This is a genomic window from Komagataeibacter kakiaceti JCM 25156, from assembly GCF_000613305.1.
The window spans coordinates 1-14,952 of the sequence record NZ_BAIO01000008.1 but is presented as its reverse complement, the minus strand read 5'-3'; the positions used below and the strand labels follow the sequence as shown (position 1 = coordinate 14,952).

The window sequence follows — 14,952 nt, the reverse complement described above, 5'->3', positions numbered from 1 at the left end:
TCGATGGCGAAAGCCGCGGTTACGGCCGCGAATAAGGCGAAGCCTAATACGACCGATAAGGGGTCAATGCGAGGGTGGGCTGCAGTCGCTTCAATCTTATCGTAACTTGCGTCAGAACAGGCGATGTACTGCAGATATCACACTGGGGTCAGAAGATGGGAAATGCTCTGTATCGGTTTCAGACCATGGCCAAAACGCCTGATTGCCTCACGATCCTTCTCCAGTGCTCCATAAGGCAGATACCGGACTTTCAGATCAGCAATCCTGCTGAAAGCCGGTCGCTTCAACTGTTCCCGCACATCAATCTCCCGCTTGTCCGGCGCGACAAGGAACATCCCTTCCAGAGCCTGCGCCGCTGACCCGAGAGCAAGGTCGAGCATCCGCACGATACCGGAATAGATGGTCGTTGAGTGCTCAACCTCGAATGCTGCAACAATCCTATGGCTTTCCTGGTCAAGCCATAAGACGTCGATCAGACGCACGGATTCCGCTCCCTGCGTTTCCGTCGTGAACCCCGGCAATACCGACAGGCAACCATCCCCCAGCTTGCCGTCCTGCCATGGACGGCTGCGATCATTGGCGGCAATCCAGACATCGTAACCCAAGGAGAGCCCCAGATCACGAAGCCATCCCTGAATCTCGGTATGAGTATGATCTGTTTCCCGCTCCGCAGCGAGAGTTCGGGCCTCTTTTGCGCTCTGCTCCCTAACCTGGTGAAGATCGGCTTCCCAGAGTTTTCGTGCTGTTTCGTTATCTTCGAGAGGCGGCGCTGTATAACGTCCGCTTCCGAGATCAAACAGCAGTCCTCCGATAGCACCAAGATCATTGGAAAGCAGCGCACGATAGGTTGCATTCAGCTTTAGTATCCCTTGCCGCATGGCAAGATATTCCTCCCATCGCCCCAGCTTCACCTTTGATCCGGTCAGGGCGTTATAGCCCTTCACGATCGCCGTATTGAAAGGTGGCATGATCGTGGGATGCAGGAAATACAGCAGATTGGCGACAGCTGGCCCCAGCCCTTTTATCTTCCTGGCGTCGATTGCATGAATGGCCGAGACTACATGCTCTTCGGTATTGCAGCACAGACAGGTATCGAGAAGCTGCCCAAATGCTTTCTGATTGGCGGGATTTTCGTAGATGTCGGGAATGCGTAACTTCGGTTTCCACAAGAATGCATGATCCGCACCCTTGAAAATCTGACGCTGCTCAGCAATCGAATGTACAACTGTTTCCAAGGAGGAGCCACGATAGGCAACCCCGAATGTACCAGCGGCTATCTCAGCCACAACCAGCTGCAGACCGCGACGGATAGACCGGAAGTTTTTGAGGCGTTCATCCCACAAGAACCAACTCTGATAGGTCCCTGCCGGATCATCCCGCCAGCGAAGGATAAGGTCTCGAATGAGGTCTGTCATTTACCCGCAAACTAACATTCCGTTCTCCCCAGATACTGATTGTAACAGGGATATAGGTCAATACCTGCCGGGTCTCGCATAGTGGCCGGCATTTCGCTTAGGGTGCCGACGCCGGTTTTCCTTGACGCAAAACATCAGAAGGGCCAGCGATCATATAATGGATACTATCAGCCTTATTGCCCTGCTTTTCGTGCTCGCCGCAGCCTTTAGCATTCTCAATCACCACACGTTTCGCGTTCCAGCGACAATCGGTGTCCTGATCTTTTCGCTGCTGGCATCCCTGCTGGTTGTGGCTTTGAACCTGCTGATTCCGGACTATGATCTGCAGGCTCTGTCGCGGTCTATGCTGGGGATCATCAATCTACCCGTAGCGCTTCTGAACGGTGTGTTATCACTTCTTCTCTTTGCGGGAGCCATGCAGGTTGATGTCGGGCACCTGCGTGCCAAATTGATGTCCGTGACAGCCCTCTCTGTCCTTGGAACGGTGTTGGCTGTGGTCCTTCTGGCGGGTGCAGTCTGGAGTATTTTGCCCCTGATGGGCCATGCCGTTCCGTTTTCATGGTGCATCGTGCTCGGTGCGATTCTCGCACCCACAGATCCGGTTTCGGTCGTGGGCATGCTGAAGCGTCTGCGACTTCCGGGACCACTTCAGGCAGTTTTCGCGGGCGAGAGTCTGTTCAATGACGGTGTGGGAGTTGTTATTTTTGGTGTGACGATCGAGTTGGCGACCGGAGACAGTCAGGGTCTGGCCGCTTCTGCGATTGTGCTCAGCTTTTGCCGTGAGGCGCTTGGTGGTGGTCTGTTAGGTGCCATGACCGGATGGATCGCGCTTCGTGTACTCAAGGAGCAACGGGATCCGCATATCGATCTGCTGACGTCATTGGCCCTAGCGACCGGAACCTTCAGTATCGCCAGCCATCTTGGCATGTCAGGCGCGATAGCTGTCGTCGTGGCTGGATTGTGTTTTGGAACCAGCTATAGCGATTCCGTTTTCGATGAAGCATCCCGCCAGAACCTCGATGTCGCGTGGACCCTTATGGACGAAGTGCTGAATGTCCTGCTATTCATGCTTATCGGTTTTGAAATTCTGGAGATCACGCCGCGTCTGTTTACCATGATGGCGACGCTCATGGTGATTCCGCTGTCTATTGTCGTGCGCGCACTGAGCGTGTTGTTCTCCACTCTTCCGATTCATCTCAGACAATGGGAACGGGGCCGTGTTCTTGGTATCCTGACCTGGGGTGGTTTGCGCGGTGGCATCTCGGTCTCACTGGCGCTTGGATTGCCACCAGGTGAATTGCGCAACCTGTTGCTGCCTGTCTGTTACGGTGTGGTGGTGTTTACCACGATCGTACAGGGACTGACCATGGAATGGGTCGTCCGCAGGCTTTACCCATCATCAACATCCGGGCCAGAATGATTTCTCATGCAACATGCGGCGACAAAATGCCTGCAGGTCAATCAGTCAGCGTCTGCCGACTGCTGCTCTAAGTCGTAAGGCCTCGTAGATCGGGGTATCTCCGCATGCACCTGCCACCACCATTGCTGAGAAGCTTCCGCACAGGAGCGGTAATACAAGATCGGATGATCCGGTCATTTCCATGACGAGGATAATGCCCGTCACGGGTGATCGAACGGATCCTGCGAACATTGAAGCCATGCCAACAATCACGAACGGCGCAGTTGCCAGTGCTGTGTCCGGGCTCAGTATTTGTGCGACAAAGCTGCAGGCCAACCCTGATAGTGCCCCCAAGGCAAGCATAGGCGCGAATAATCCGCCAGGTGTCGCGGCAGCATAGGAAACTGCCCCGAATACCAAGCGGAAAACGAACAGGAGGGGAATAAGATGCCAGTTTATCGTATTACTTATTGCGGCCTGGGTGATCCAGTCGCCTCCACCCGCCAGATGGGGATCAAGCCGTACGACAAGTCCGGCCAGTCCGCCGATTAGGGTGGCTCTGGTGTATATGCTGACAGGCAGACGGTCGGCAAGGCGCAGTGCTGCAAGAATTGTTCGGTTGTATCCGACTGCCAGTAGGCCTGTCATGAGACCAGTCATGACAAAGAATAACTGCTTCGCAACTGCTGTAGGTAGAACCGGATAAGATGCGATGAAATCGGGCTGACTGCCTAGAATGCCACGACTGAACATAATGGCTGAGATGGACGCTCCGAGCGCTGCGCAGACCATTCTCGCCTCAAATTGCCCCACCAGTTCTTCCAGGACAAAAACAGCACCTGCGGCTGGCGCATTGAAGGCCGTTGCAAGACCTGCTCCCGCGCCAGCGGCAAGAAGGGCACGGCAGTCTGCACGTCCCAGTGAGAGCCGTCGTGCGATCGCATCGGCTACTGCGGCTCCCATCTGTACGCTAGGCCCTTCGCGTCCCAGGGCCAGACCGCTCCCAATCGCCAGTAGACCGCCGACGAATTTGACCGGGATGAGTGGCCATGACGCCGGGCCGGTAATGCCTGATAGCACGGCTTCGACATGAGGAATGCCGCTGCCTGCCGCCAGCGGTGCAAGGCGGCGTACCATTTCTACAGCTGCCAGAGCTGCCAGGCAACGCCGACGACCAGAAAGAAGCCTCCCCACGGCGAACCATGCAGAAACCGAGGGGCCATCTCCGTTCGCGTGAATTCCAGCCACTCCAGAAACAGGCGAAAGGTTCCGCAGATCGTACCGGTTGCGATACCGATCAGGATTGACGCTGACGCGAGGAAAACCAGACTGCAGGAACTGTCGGTTCGTTCTGAGTGCGGTGTTCTATCTGGCACCTGCTGTAGCACGGCGTCTTCTTTCGTTGACTGAGGTTCCCCGGCTTCGAATGCGACATCTGCGATCCGGGTCGCTGTTCATGAGGGACCCGTTTCCGGGCTCGGATCAGTTTTTTTCTGAATCTCCTTCTGCTCGGTCTTTTCCATGAAACCTGTAGCAAGGACGGAATATAGTGGATGGGGACAGATCATTCGCGACACTCCGAACGCCAGAAACGCGGTTGCCAGAAGCGCCAGCGTGACCTGCTGGTTATCGCATATCTCCATCACGATGATCGTCGCTGTGAGCGGAGACTGGGCGACGCCACAGAAATATGCCGCCATCCCAAGCAGAACGACAGCGCCTGGGGAGGTATGGGGTAGGAACTGTCCGATCCACCCGCCCATGCCAGCACCGATGGCTAGGGAGGGCGCGAACATGCCGCCAGGTATGCCAGAACAAAAGGTGATTAGCATGGAGAGGTATTTCAGGAGAAAGAAGGAGGCTGGATAATGGAGGGTGCCGTCTATGATTCCTCGCGCCTGGAGATAACCCGTACCATAGGTCGCCCCGTCAGAAACCAGGCCGATCAGGGCCAGAAGCAGACCACATAAAGCGGCAAAACCGAGAGGGAAACGTGCCGCAAACGGGCGAAGTGATCCTGGCAGTCCCTTGGAGAGGCGAATGACACAACGCGCGAAAAGGCCGCCCGCCAAGCCACCACTTACGCCACATACCAGAACAGCCAGCCACGCGACCCCGATGGGGATAGAGGTATTGGCACGACCAAAATATGTATAATTTCCCAGAAGGGCGATTGCGGTAATCCCGGAAAAGATGATGACGGTCAGTGTCCGGCCCGACGATTTCTGTTCAAAGGAGTGGGCAAGTTCCTCAATGGCGAAAACAACGCCTGCGAGAGGTGTATTGAAAGCCGCCGCCATGCCTGCGGCCCCACCTGCCAGGATCATGCCATGCCGGGTGACATCGTTGTGCTGACGCATGGCCCGCGAGAAAGCGTGCATGATGGATGCCCCGATCTGAACGCTGGGTCCTTCGCGACCAATCGATGCACCGCAGATCAGCCCGAGGCAAGTCATCAGGACCTTGCCTAGCGCAATGCGCAATGTCAGAATTTTGTCCACCAGCATGAAATTATGCATGTGCAATGTTGCGATTGTCTGGGGAATGCCGGAGCCTTGGGCACCATTGAACAGTAGGCGCGTCAACCAGGTAATGGTGATCATTCCAAGTGGTGCAATCAGAAGCATAGACCAGGCATTCAGGGCGACAATGCGGTAACGAAGACCGGCTGCCGCATCTCCCAGATGGGCAAAGATCACCGAAATAATACCGATCAGCACTGCCCCAGAGCAGTACATGAATGTTCTCTGCCATTTCAGTGTTCTGACACGAGCCAGGCGACGAAGGCGACGGGTACGTCTGGAGCGATTTCCACCTTCAGTGGACTGGCGGCCAGCCGGAACTGCACCAGGATATGACAATGTCGGGAAAACGGCCACGGTAGGGAAGTTCCACACTGTGATGCAGGAAATGAGGCATATACCATATGTTCATATGCGCCCACTCGGAACCCATACCGGGAAGACGGCTGATATTCACCCTTAAAATCTATGGGACTGCTACGTAGATCATTCATGCATCCTGTAGTTCTGGCTCTACGAGAACGCGCGGACCGGAGCAGCTTAGCGGGCCTGAAGGGCGGGCAACAGGCCTCTTTAATTCCCCCGTAGCTGAAGGAGTGTTGAGGCGCTCTGGAGGCAGGTCAAGATAGGCTCAGAAGTTCGACTTTCCCGGATGCTGGCCTCGTCGATATAGGTCTCGAAGACCTGAAGGCTTTTGTATCGCGCGAAGCGCTTCAGTTCCAGGAGATCATACCCGTCTTTCGCCCCCGTGGTGATGGCGCCGCAGCGCTGGCTGTGTCCGCCAAAGTCTCCCTCAAGGTGGGTGTCGCCGCATCGTTTGCGGATGATGTCCGTGATCGCCCGATCCGACAGGGCGCTCTGATCGATCCTGGGAGGGCCCTGGCGGGAGTGACTCCCGTCCTATAGCCCTCTGCGGACCAGATGCGCCGGAAGGCCAGACCTTCCGTGATCCCGCCCAGCCGGAGCCAGGTCTCTTACGTCAAAACCGGGCAGTTCCGGGTCAGGTCTCGCCCTTGTTCCGGTCATTCGATGACTAATCGTGCGGTTGCCAAAGCAGGCATATACCATTTCTTCGTATCACTTGAGCCGCTGGTGGCATTTAACTTGATGAGTAGCACACCTCTGCCCCGGACAGGATTTTATCCGGGACAGAAAGCAGCGTTCGCCTAATCTTCAGGCAACGCGGATCAGCTTGCGGTTGATGAACTCCTCAATGCCGAGGAAGGACAGTTCGCGGCCAAAGCCCGAATTCTTGATCCCGCCAAAGGGCAGTTCGGGGGCCGCAGCTGTAGCTGTGTTGATGAACATCATGCCGGTCTCGACCGCCTCGGCCACCCGTTCCGCCCGGCCAAGGTCGCGGGAGAACACGGACCCGCCAAGGCCATAGGGGGAATCATTGGCCAGTTCGATGGCCTCATGTTCCGATGCGACCTTGTGCACGACCGCAACGGGGCCGAAAATCTCCTGATAGAAGGCCGGGTTGTCCTTTGACACGTTGGTCAGGATGGTTGGCTCCATGAAGAAACCCGTCCGCTCCATCCGCTTGCCGCCAGCAACCAGTGTTGCCCCTGCCTTGACCGCTTCGTCGGTCTGCGCCAGTGCGGTATCGAGTGCCTTCCTACTGCTCATCGGGCCATGGGTCGTGCCCTCGGCCAGTGGGTCGCCGATGCGGAACTGTGTGATGGCTTTCTTCAGCCCCGTGAGGAAGGCGTCATAGACCTTCTCATGCACGATCATCCGCTTGGCCGCCGTGCAGACCTGCCCGTTATTGGCGAACCGGCCCCACGTCGCCCATTTGACCGCGAGTTCAAGGTCCGCGTCATCCAGCACGATGAAGGCATCGCTGCCACCCAGTTCCATCGTGTCCTTCTTCAGCGCAGCCCCCGCTTCGGCCGCGACCGTCTGGCCCGCGCGTTCGCTGCCCGTCAGGGCGACGCCACGGATACGAAAATCCTTGATCAGTTCAGCGGACTGGTCATTGTCGAGGAAGATATTGGTATAGGCGCCAGCAGGCGCGCCCGCGTCATGGAACAGCTTTTCAAACGCCAGCGCGCATTGCGGCACGTTTGGCGCGTGCTTGGCGATGACCACGTTGCCCGCCATCAGGTTCGGCCCCGCCACGCGGGCCAACTGATAGTAGGGGAAATTCCATGGCTCGATGCAGTAGATCAGGCCAAGCGGCTGATTGATGATCTTTGCATGGCCTTCCCTGACCTTCAGATGCGTGGGGGCAAGGAATTCTGCCGCGCCATCGGCATAGAAGGACAGGATATCGGCCGTGATGTCGATTTCTTCCAGTGCATCAGGCAGCGCCTTGCCCATTTCGGTCGCGATCAGGCGCGCATGGGCCACGCGGTCGCGGCGCAGCAGGTCGGCGGCCTTTGACATGATGACCTTGCGGGCCGCGATGTCGCGCTTTTTCCAGTCGGTCTTCCACACATGGTCCGCGCGATCGACAATCGCCTTCATCTGCGCGGCGGTATGCAGTTCGAACGTGCGTTCCACGGTTTCCGTGGTCGGGTTGAGGGTCTGGTAAAAACTCATTGGTCCGTTTCCCTGTTTATTGGTTATGGAAAGGGTAGTCGGTGTAGCCATGCGCGCCGCCGCCATACATCGTCGCCGGGTCCAGAGGATTGAGCGGCCAGTTATGTTCCAGCCGCGCGGGCAGGTCCGGATTGGCGATGAACTTCCGGCCAAAGCCGATCATGTCCGCCCAGCCATGCGCCAGCACATGCTGTGCCTTGTGCAGGTCGTAACGGCCCGCGCACAGGATGCGGCCGCCAAAAATGTCGCGCACGCTGGCGCGGAAGGCGTCCGGCATTTCCGGCGCATTGTCCCAGTCGGCCTCGGCCAGCGAGACATAGGCGATGCCCGCATCCGCCAGCACGCGCACGGCTGCGGTGTAGGTCTCTGCCGGATTGTCCTCCAGCAGGCCGAGATAGACGCGCTTTTGTGTGGTCGTGCCGAACAGCGGGGAAAACCGCACGCCCATCCTGTCAGGCGTGACCACGGCGGAAACGGCCTCGACCACCTCGCGCAGGAAGCGCAGGCGGTTGGACAGGCTGCCGCCATAGGCATCGGTGCGGAAATTGGCCCGTTCGGATAGGAACTGGTTGATCAGGTAGCCATTGGCCGCGTGGATCTCCACGCCGTCGAACCCGGCGGACAGTGCATTACGCGCCGCCTGCGCATACATCTCCACCAGTTCATGGATTTCAGGAATGGACAGCGCGCGCGGCATGTCGGGAGGCACCAGCTTTCCCGTGCCCGGCCCCGTGGGGATGAACACGTTGACACCTGTTGCAGCCACGGCGGACGGGGCGATCGGCGCCTCATGGCCGGGCTGCAATGCGCGGTGGGACACGCGGCCGACATGCCATAACTGCGCGAAGATGGGCCGCCGCTTTGCGTGCACGGCGTCGGTGACAAGTTTCCAGCCAGCGACCTGTTCGGGTGAATAGATGCCCGGTGTCCAGGCATAGCCCTGCCCGCGGGGTTCGATCTGCGTGCCTTCGGTAATCAGGAAGCCAGCCTGCGTGCGCTGCGCGTAATATTCGGCCATCAGCGCGTTGGGAATATCGCCGGGCTGGGTGCTGCGGCAGCGTGTCAGCGGTGGCAGGAAGATCCGGTTTTCCAGCGACAGGTCGCCCAGTCGCACGGGACCGAATAACGAAGATGAAGACATAATCAACCCTGTTCACAAATGCAGGCCATCCGTCCGGCCCGCATGTAAACATTGACCCAGCCTGCGGTGTGCGCAAAAACGCACATAAACCGCCACTAGTGTCAGGAATGATACCATGCCCCGCATCCGTCACACCACGCTGGCCTGCAGCCCCGGCTGCACGGTGGAAGCCACGCTCGAACTGTTCGGGGGCAAGTGGAAGGCGCTGATCCTGTATCACCTGTTCGAGGACGGGGTGCTGCGGTTCGGCGAACTGCGCCGCCGCCTGCCCAACGTCACACAGCGGATGCTGACCAACCAGTTGCGCGAACTCGAGGCCGACGGCCTGGTGTCACGCACTGTCTTCCCTGAGGTGCCGCCACATGTGGAATATGCCCTGACCGAGTTGGGCAAGACGCTGAAGCCGGTCATTCAGGCGCTCAAGACCTGGGGAGATCGCTATGCCCATTCTGTCCAGCGGAACACAGCCGCTGATTGAGATTAACGGCTAAGCGTTATGGATAGTTTCTGCAGCAACCTGCCTGTCTGCTCAGTGATGCAGGAGCAGACAGGCAGCAGTCGCTTTCATGTGGGTCATAAGAAAAGCCGTCGAGGCCTTCCGAAAGCGGTCATACCGTTGCGCAAAAATATGGGCATACAAATGCACATAAACATGTGCTATATCTTGGCCACCAGTCTATAGGAGCAAAGCTATGGTTCGCGTGCATTCCGGCACTCCATCACGTCGCCCCACAAATGTGACGCTACCCGTTCAGTTGCTCGAAGAAGCCAAGTCATTAGATCTCAATATATCGCAGGCCTGCGAGCAGGGGCTTAAGTCAGCGATCGCGTCGATCCGTGCTCAGCAATGGCTGGCAGACAATCGCGCTTCCCTCGAAGCTTCACGGCAATATGTTGAAGAGAACGGGCTTCCCCTGGCGGACTATCGGAACTTCTAAGTGGCCCGTTTTGATGTGTATCGTCTGGCCGGACGGGGAGAAGCACGTTTCGTTCTGGATGTGCAGGCAGATCTTCTGGATGCTCTGGGTACCCGTGTCGTTGTTCCGCTGCTGCCGCAGGGAACCGCACCAAAGCCTGCAAAGAGGCTGAACCCGGTGTTTATGGTTGACGATTGTCCCTTTGTCATGATGACGCAGTTTATGGCCGCAGTTCCTGACCGTGATCTGAAGAAGATCATTGCTTCATTGTCGCTTTGCCAGGACGAAATTACTCAGGCGCTTGATCTCCTTCTCACAGGTTTCTGAAACGCGATGGTGATCTGGCTTATGCCTTCATTTCGGACATTGAGGTCATTCCAGATAAACCAGAAAGCAGATATTCGTGATGGTGACTTCTCTTGAAAAAACGGATTCAATTCTGAAGGGAGCCCAAAGAGATGTAAAGATTGGGAGATCAATAGAACGTCAACTAATGACTGCCTTGAAATGAAGGATACTATGATAGGTGCTTTCAGTGATGCGGTCCTGACCATTTTCGATCGCGATGAAGTCTCTGTTCTCCTCACCCAGGCTTTTTTTGACAATCCGGCCCATGTTTTCCTCTATCCCAATGCCGTAACCCGGCGCGCGCGCTGATGTGGCTGATGAAGGCGAACCTTGGCGTCCAGTTCGCGCTGGGACGGAGTTTTGCGGCGCGTGACCATAGGGAAAGGGTTGCCGCCATGGGGTTCTGGCACCCACCCGGCTCTCCTGAAGCATCTCCTGCTCTGTTGGCACGTCATGGTCTTCTGGCGTTGCCCTTCCGCCATGGGTTGGAGACCTTTCGATGCACGTTGAAAGTCATCAACATGATCGAGGCCCGGCGGAAAGCATGCCTGAATGGGCACCCAAGTTGGTATCTCAATAATATGGTTGTTCGTGCCGATTGCCAGGGGCGCGGGTTGGGTTCCAGCATATTGCGGCGCGAACTGTCATACGTAGTGGATACATCCCCATTCCCGGCATCACTTGTTACCCAGAAACCTCAAAATGTGACCTTCTATGAGAAGCTGGGATTTCAGGTGACGAACGACGAACCCATTGCCATCAATGGCCGTAGTTTCCCGAACTGGATCATGGTCAGACAGAAACCGCGCTGATTTCCGATCATCGGAGATCTCCGTCGATAATGACTCCAGTGTACGTTTGCTCTTGAGCGACCATTCAATGCCTCCTTCCTCTGTAAACAGCCTTCCTGCTCAATGAATGGCAGCAGACAGGCTGTAGTCGCCTCTTTGCGGACATGGCGAGCGCATCATCTTGTTCCCATAAGCGGACAAAAACGCGCCGCTGATTAATCGAATTAACCTAAAGGAGGCGTAGTTGGCGGAAAATTAATTCGATCAATGTTCATAATTTCAAAATCAGACATCTTACCCTTTTTTGGGATATGAATACCTAAAGATATTGATGGAGCTATGCGTTGTCCAAGCTGTTGTCTGGCTGCTTTCTGGGCCGATGCTGCGTCCTTCTTTGAGCTTGGTCGAAAAACGGATACTGCAATCTCTCCGTGGTCTACTTGGACGAGTTTTCTGTTATCGGTTGCCCTAGCCTTAGGGCCACCCTGTTCCGGCTCTGCAATGACGACACGTTGGCCTGACGGATCATAAATGGCCGCGTCGAGTGGCGGAGTGTGACCTGTCTCTATGATTGTCAATCCGGACAGTTCAGGGGTCTTCTCCTGTGCCTCCTTCATAAGATCTGTTGCACCGTGATATCGAGCAGATATGTTGACGGGTTCGTTAGACGGGTATGCTTTTTGCTGGGCTGTCCGTTGACCTGCCAAAGTAATGGCCGTCAAGACACCTCGTGTCCATTCGCGGTTTGTTCGACCTGGCGAATTAGAAAAAACTTCTTTTACGGCTTCAAGAAGGTTGTCCGCGTAAGTGTGCGGGGACCAAGGGTTTGAATTTTGGTCACTATTCTTTGTTTCCGCAGCATCTGCAGATGTCCCTATCTTTGTCGAAAGCTGGTCCCTGTTGTGCACCTCGTCCCCAGTTTGTGAACTCATATTCCTTCTCCCACCATGTTTGCTCTTGAGTTTTCGAGCGCAAGCTATACCCTATATGGGGAATTTCCCTAAATTGCAAATTTCCTTTTTTGGAGAACAGCGTGCCTGAAATTATCACTTCTTATCCTGCTGTCTTGGGCGCGGTTCTGCAGTTCTATCGAAAGAAGCAAACCCTTTCACAAGGCGATATAGCGAGAGAAGCTGGAGTAAATACGTCAACTTGGTCGCGCATTGAAAACGGTGAAACTGCTATGACTGTCGAGCAATTAGCCGCTGCTGCCGAAGTGATGTGTATAACACCAAGTGAATTGTTGAGGGATGTTGAAACAAAAATTCTTTTTTTAAAAGAAAGAGGCGTGATAACAAAAAAATATCGCACGGAAGTAGATCGAATTACAAAAGAGAATAGTTCCTTAGCTATTTCATTAGCCGGAGCCGCATTGGCTGCGCTGTTTATATCATTCCCATTCGAGAAATTTGGATCTTCGATTGCTCATGCGTTTAAATTAAAGAATAAAAAATAAGTCAAAATAATATAAATTCTGCCATTCATGAAATTCATTTCATATAGTGTGGTAAATAATTTTCTTAAAAGTAAGAGTTCCTAGTGCATTTGAACATACACAGAAAATACTGCTTTCAACTGTTTGCACCATTAAATTATCCATCCAAACTTCTTTTTGATCTGCCTGCCAAATCAATACAAAGCCGACAGACGACGGCGTGGCCAAACAAGCATCCTACATCAGCGTCTTTGGTACGAATTTAATGTTGCGAGTTTGAGAGAATGAACCGCTCCGGGATTGACAGATATCGTCCGCTTTCGATTCTCCATGCCGCGAAGATGACATTCCGCTATCCCCCAAGTCAGACGTTCCAGTCCGGCGGTTCATGCGGGGAGAAATTATCTTCGAATAAGGCTGGCATGATCTATGAAGCAGATATGTCTACTGGTGCGTCTTCACATGTGAAGGCGAGTGGAGGCGTTCTGGAAAATGGGGTCAAGACAGGCTCAGAATCTTGACCTTCCCGGATGCCGGGCCTTGATGCTGGCCTCGTCGATATAGGTTTCGACGACCTGAAGGCTTTTGTGTCGCGAGAAGCGCTTCAGTTCCAGGAGATCATACCCGTCCTTTGCGCCCGTGGTGATGGCGCCGCGGCGCAGGCTGTGTCCGCCAAAGTCCCCCTCAAGGTGAGTGTCGCCGCAGCGTTTGCGGATGATGTCCGTGACCGCCCGGTCCGACAGGGCGTGCGGCCCGATCCTGGGCGGGGTTCCGACGGGCGTGGCGCCTGCCCTGTAGCCCCGCGCGGACCAGATGCGCCGGAAGACCGGACCTTCCGTGATCCCGGCCTGCCGGAGCCAGGTCTCGTATGCCAGAACCGGGCAGTTCCGGGTCAGGCCCCGCGGGATGCCGATCAGAGTACCCTTGCGCTGGGGATCGCCCTTGGACCGGCCCAGCCGGATCTGCATGCCATCCTCGTCCACCGTGATGTCGTCCACCTTCAGTGCCGCAAGCTCGGAGCGTCGGAACGCACCGGCAAAACCGAGCAGAAGAATGGCCCGATCCCGCGCACCGACCAGATCATGGGAACTGATGGCTTCGACGACCCGGACCAGCCTGTCCCAGGTGAGCGCGGTTTTCTGGCGGGGCAGCACCTCCTTTGCCTCCCGCCGGATGCCGGCAAGCGTTGCGGTCACCATCGGGTGGGCGGTGGGTACGGCAATCTGCGCCAGGTGGTGCAGGTAACGCAGGGCAGCACGATGCAGGTCGATGGTGCTGGTCCTGCGCCCCTGCAGCGCCATGTCGGCCAGATAGGCGGCAACATCCTCGCTGCGGGCCGGCAGGGCGGGCAGGGCATGACCGGCAGCCCAGCGGCACCAGGACCGCACGGCAGCGCGATAGGTGCGCAGCGTGTTTCGGCCTTGCTGCGGTGCATATAGGCATCGGCCGCCTGACGGGCCGTGGCCAGGCGGCCATCATGTTCGGGGACGGGCTGTGCCGAGACGGCGGAAAACCATTGCGCGACGGTTGCGGCCGGCTGGCCAACCGGCGCAGGCGGCGCTGCGTCTGCCGTCCCGGGACAGGGCTCTACGGGCTGGAGTGGCCGGAACCAGGCCAGGAAGCTGGGCACGCCATCATCGATTTCCAGACCGACGGCCAGTTCAAACCCTGATGGGATATCGGCGACATGGTCCTGAGCCATCTGTTGGGCGGCCGACGCATACGGCACGCCTTGGGCGAGGGGGGTATCCGGGGAATAGGTACCGTCCGGCAATTCGATGCCGGCCAGAAGCAGGGGCAGGGGTGGGGTGAAACGCGCGGTCGAGAGGATTTCGCGCCAGCGCGCCGGGTCTTGTGTCTCGGCCAAACGCTGCTGCGTCAGCGGATCAACGCGGGCATGCAGCGCGGCCTGCGCGCGCCTGCTGGTGCCGAGGATCCGGACGTCGCTCAGCATGGCAGGGTTGCCTGCGCGTATGGTCCCTGGCCGTCACCTGGGCAGCAGGGAAGGGGTCCGCAGACAGGCTTGGCGAAAAGGCTCGGAAACAGGCACATTTCGGAATTTTAGCAGGCATTTTGGAATTTTTCATCTACTTCCGACAAGATAACTTATCGGAAGTAGTTTTTTGATTGGTCGGATTTTGCCGGCGGGGAGGGGAGGGGGCAGAAAGTCCGGAAAACCACGCCTTTCGGGATCAATCGGGCGCTTTTCCGTTCTCCAAAACTCGTTAACGTGATACGACGTGTTATATGATGCGCCAACGCCTTAATATGGTCTGTGTCAGGCGGCGCGGTTTTTCGCTGAGGATGGACGAACTGCCCGCTTCGGGCGCCTGTCCGCTGCTGGCCCCCAGGGTGTTCGGGGCCGAAAACCGCGGATCCGATCAGAATGGCTGAGACCGGTCGACCGCTGCAGGCGGCGCGACCGCCGACTGGCCTGTCG

12 protein-coding genes and 1 pseudogene are annotated in these 14,952 nt (G+C 56.6%); 6 read left to right on the top strand and 7 right to left on the bottom strand.

Annotated elements, in window-relative coordinates:
• Nucleotides 1-137 precede the first annotated feature (137 nt).
• Nucleotides 138-1,415, bottom strand: coding sequence for a hypothetical protein (locus JCM25156_RS01850; RefSeq protein ID WP_014106948.1), 1,278 nt, complete (start codon nt 1,413-1,415; stop codon nt 138-140).
• A gap of 157 nt (nt 1,416-1,572) precedes the next feature.
• Between JCM25156_RS01850 and JCM25156_RS01845 the strand changes: the two genes are divergently transcribed.
• Complete coding sequence (locus JCM25156_RS01845; RefSeq protein ID WP_025811852.1) at nt 1,573-2,835, top strand: cation:proton antiporter; 1,263 nt, start codon at nt 1,573-1,575, stop codon at nt 2,833-2,835.
• A 45-nt stretch (nt 2,836-2,880) separates the two neighbouring features.
• Here the strand turns inward: JCM25156_RS01845 and JCM25156_RS20670 are convergent, their stop codons facing one another.
• The 4 genes from JCM25156_RS20670 to JCM25156_RS01820 all read right to left on the bottom strand — a co-directional run bounded on the left by JCM25156_RS20670 (nt 2,881) and on the right by JCM25156_RS01820 (nt 9,021).
• A complete protein-coding gene (locus tag JCM25156_RS20670; RefSeq protein ID WP_242402392.1) occupies nt 2,881-3,951 on the bottom strand; it encodes a ClC family H(+)/Cl(-) exchange transporter in 1,071 nt (356 codons plus the stop codon).
• Between the two features lie 317 nt (nt 3,952-4,268).
• Entirely contained in the window at nt 4,269-5,552 is a 1,284-nt protein-coding gene (locus JCM25156_RS01835) for a chloride channel protein (protein ID WP_025811850.1), read from the bottom strand.
• 957 nt (nt 5,553-6,509) lie between these two features.
• Nucleotides 6,510-7,880 (bottom strand): NAD-dependent succinate-semialdehyde dehydrogenase, encoded by a 1,371-nt coding sequence (locus JCM25156_RS01825; protein ID WP_025811848.1) that lies wholly within the window; start codon nt 7,878-7,880, stop codon nt 6,510-6,512.
• 16 nt (nt 7,881-7,896) lie between these two features.
• Nucleotides 7,897-9,021: an alkene reductase gene (locus JCM25156_RS01820; protein ID WP_025811846.1), complete on the bottom strand. Its 1,125-nt coding sequence runs from the start codon at nt 9,019-9,021 to the stop codon at nt 7,897-7,899.
• 115 nt (nt 9,022-9,136) lie between these two features.
• Here JCM25156_RS01820 and JCM25156_RS01815 point away from each other — a divergent pair, with 115 nt between their 5' ends.
• The 4 genes from JCM25156_RS01815 to JCM25156_RS26940 all read left to right on the top strand — a co-directional run bounded on the left by JCM25156_RS01815 (nt 9,137) and on the right by JCM25156_RS26940 (nt 11,098).
• Nucleotides 9,137-9,499 (top strand): winged helix-turn-helix transcriptional regulator, encoded by a 363-nt coding sequence (locus JCM25156_RS01815; RefSeq protein WP_025811845.1) that lies wholly within the window; start codon nt 9,137-9,139, stop codon nt 9,497-9,499.
• A 259-nt stretch (nt 9,500-9,758) separates the two neighbouring features.
• Nucleotides 9,759-9,959: a type II toxin-antitoxin system CcdA family antitoxin gene (locus tag JCM25156_RS01810; RefSeq protein WP_010510340.1), complete on the top strand. Its 201-nt coding sequence runs from the start codon at nt 9,759-9,761 to the stop codon at nt 9,957-9,959.
• Complete coding sequence (locus tag JCM25156_RS01805) at nt 9,960-10,265, top strand: CcdB family protein (protein ID WP_025437987.1); 306 nt, start codon at nt 9,960-9,962, stop codon at nt 10,263-10,265.
• 338 nt (nt 10,266-10,603) lie between these two features.
• Complete coding sequence (locus tag JCM25156_RS26940) at nt 10,604-11,098, top strand: GNAT family N-acetyltransferase (RefSeq protein ID WP_206777845.1); 495 nt, start codon at nt 10,604-10,606, stop codon at nt 11,096-11,098.
• A 203-nt stretch (nt 11,099-11,301) separates the two neighbouring features.
• Here JCM25156_RS26940 and JCM25156_RS28475 read toward each other — a convergent pair whose 3' ends face one another.
• Nucleotides 11,302-12,009: a hypothetical protein gene (locus JCM25156_RS28475; RefSeq protein ID WP_148299273.1), complete on the bottom strand. Its 708-nt coding sequence runs from the start codon at nt 12,007-12,009 to the stop codon at nt 11,302-11,304.
• Between the two features lie 101 nt (nt 12,010-12,110).
• Between JCM25156_RS28475 and JCM25156_RS27505 the strand changes: the two genes are divergently transcribed.
• Complete coding sequence (locus JCM25156_RS27505; RefSeq protein ID WP_159104947.1) at nt 12,111-12,533, top strand: helix-turn-helix domain-containing protein; 423 nt, start codon at nt 12,111-12,113, stop codon at nt 12,531-12,533.
• A gap of 488 nt (nt 12,534-13,021) precedes the next feature.
• On the opposite strand, the pseudogene JCM25156_RS32310 reads toward JCM25156_RS27505, so the two are convergent.
• A pseudogene (locus JCM25156_RS32310) lies at nt 13,022-14,466 on the bottom strand (tyrosine-type recombinase/integrase).
• Nucleotides 14,467-14,952 lie beyond the last annotated feature (486 nt).

Excerpts from the sequence above, each read along its gene's own strand:
- JCM25156_RS01850 (WP_014106948.1), bottom strand. The coding sequence starts at position 1,415 with ATGACAGACCTCATTCGAGACCTTATCCTTCGCTGGCGGGATGATCCG.
- JCM25156_RS01845 (WP_025811852.1), top strand. The coding sequence starts at position 1,573 with ATGGATACTATCAGCCTTATTGCCCTGCTTTTCGTGCTCGCCGCAGCC.
- JCM25156_RS20670 (WP_242402392.1), bottom strand. The coding sequence starts at position 3,951 with ATGGTACGCCGCCTTGCACCGCTGGCGGCAGGCAGCGGCATTCCTCAT.
- JCM25156_RS01835 (WP_025811850.1), bottom strand. The coding sequence starts at position 5,552 with ATGTACTGCTCTGGGGCAGTGCTGATCGGTATTATTTCGGTGATCTTT.
- JCM25156_RS01825 (WP_025811848.1), bottom strand. The coding sequence starts at position 7,880 with ATGAGTTTTTACCAGACCCTCAACCCGACCACGGAAACCGTGGAACGC.
- JCM25156_RS01820 (WP_025811846.1), bottom strand. The coding sequence starts at position 9,021 with ATGTCTTCATCTTCGTTATTCGGTCCCGTGCGACTGGGCGACCTGTCG.
- JCM25156_RS01815 (WP_025811845.1), top strand. The coding sequence starts at position 9,137 with ATGCCCCGCATCCGTCACACCACGCTGGCCTGCAGCCCCGGCTGCACG.
- JCM25156_RS26940 (WP_206777845.1), top strand. The coding sequence starts at position 10,604 with ATGAAGGCGAACCTTGGCGTCCAGTTCGCGCTGGGACGGAGTTTTGCG.
- JCM25156_RS28475 (WP_148299273.1), bottom strand. The coding sequence starts at position 12,009 with ATGAGTTCACAAACTGGGGACGAGGTGCACAACAGGGACCAGCTTTCG.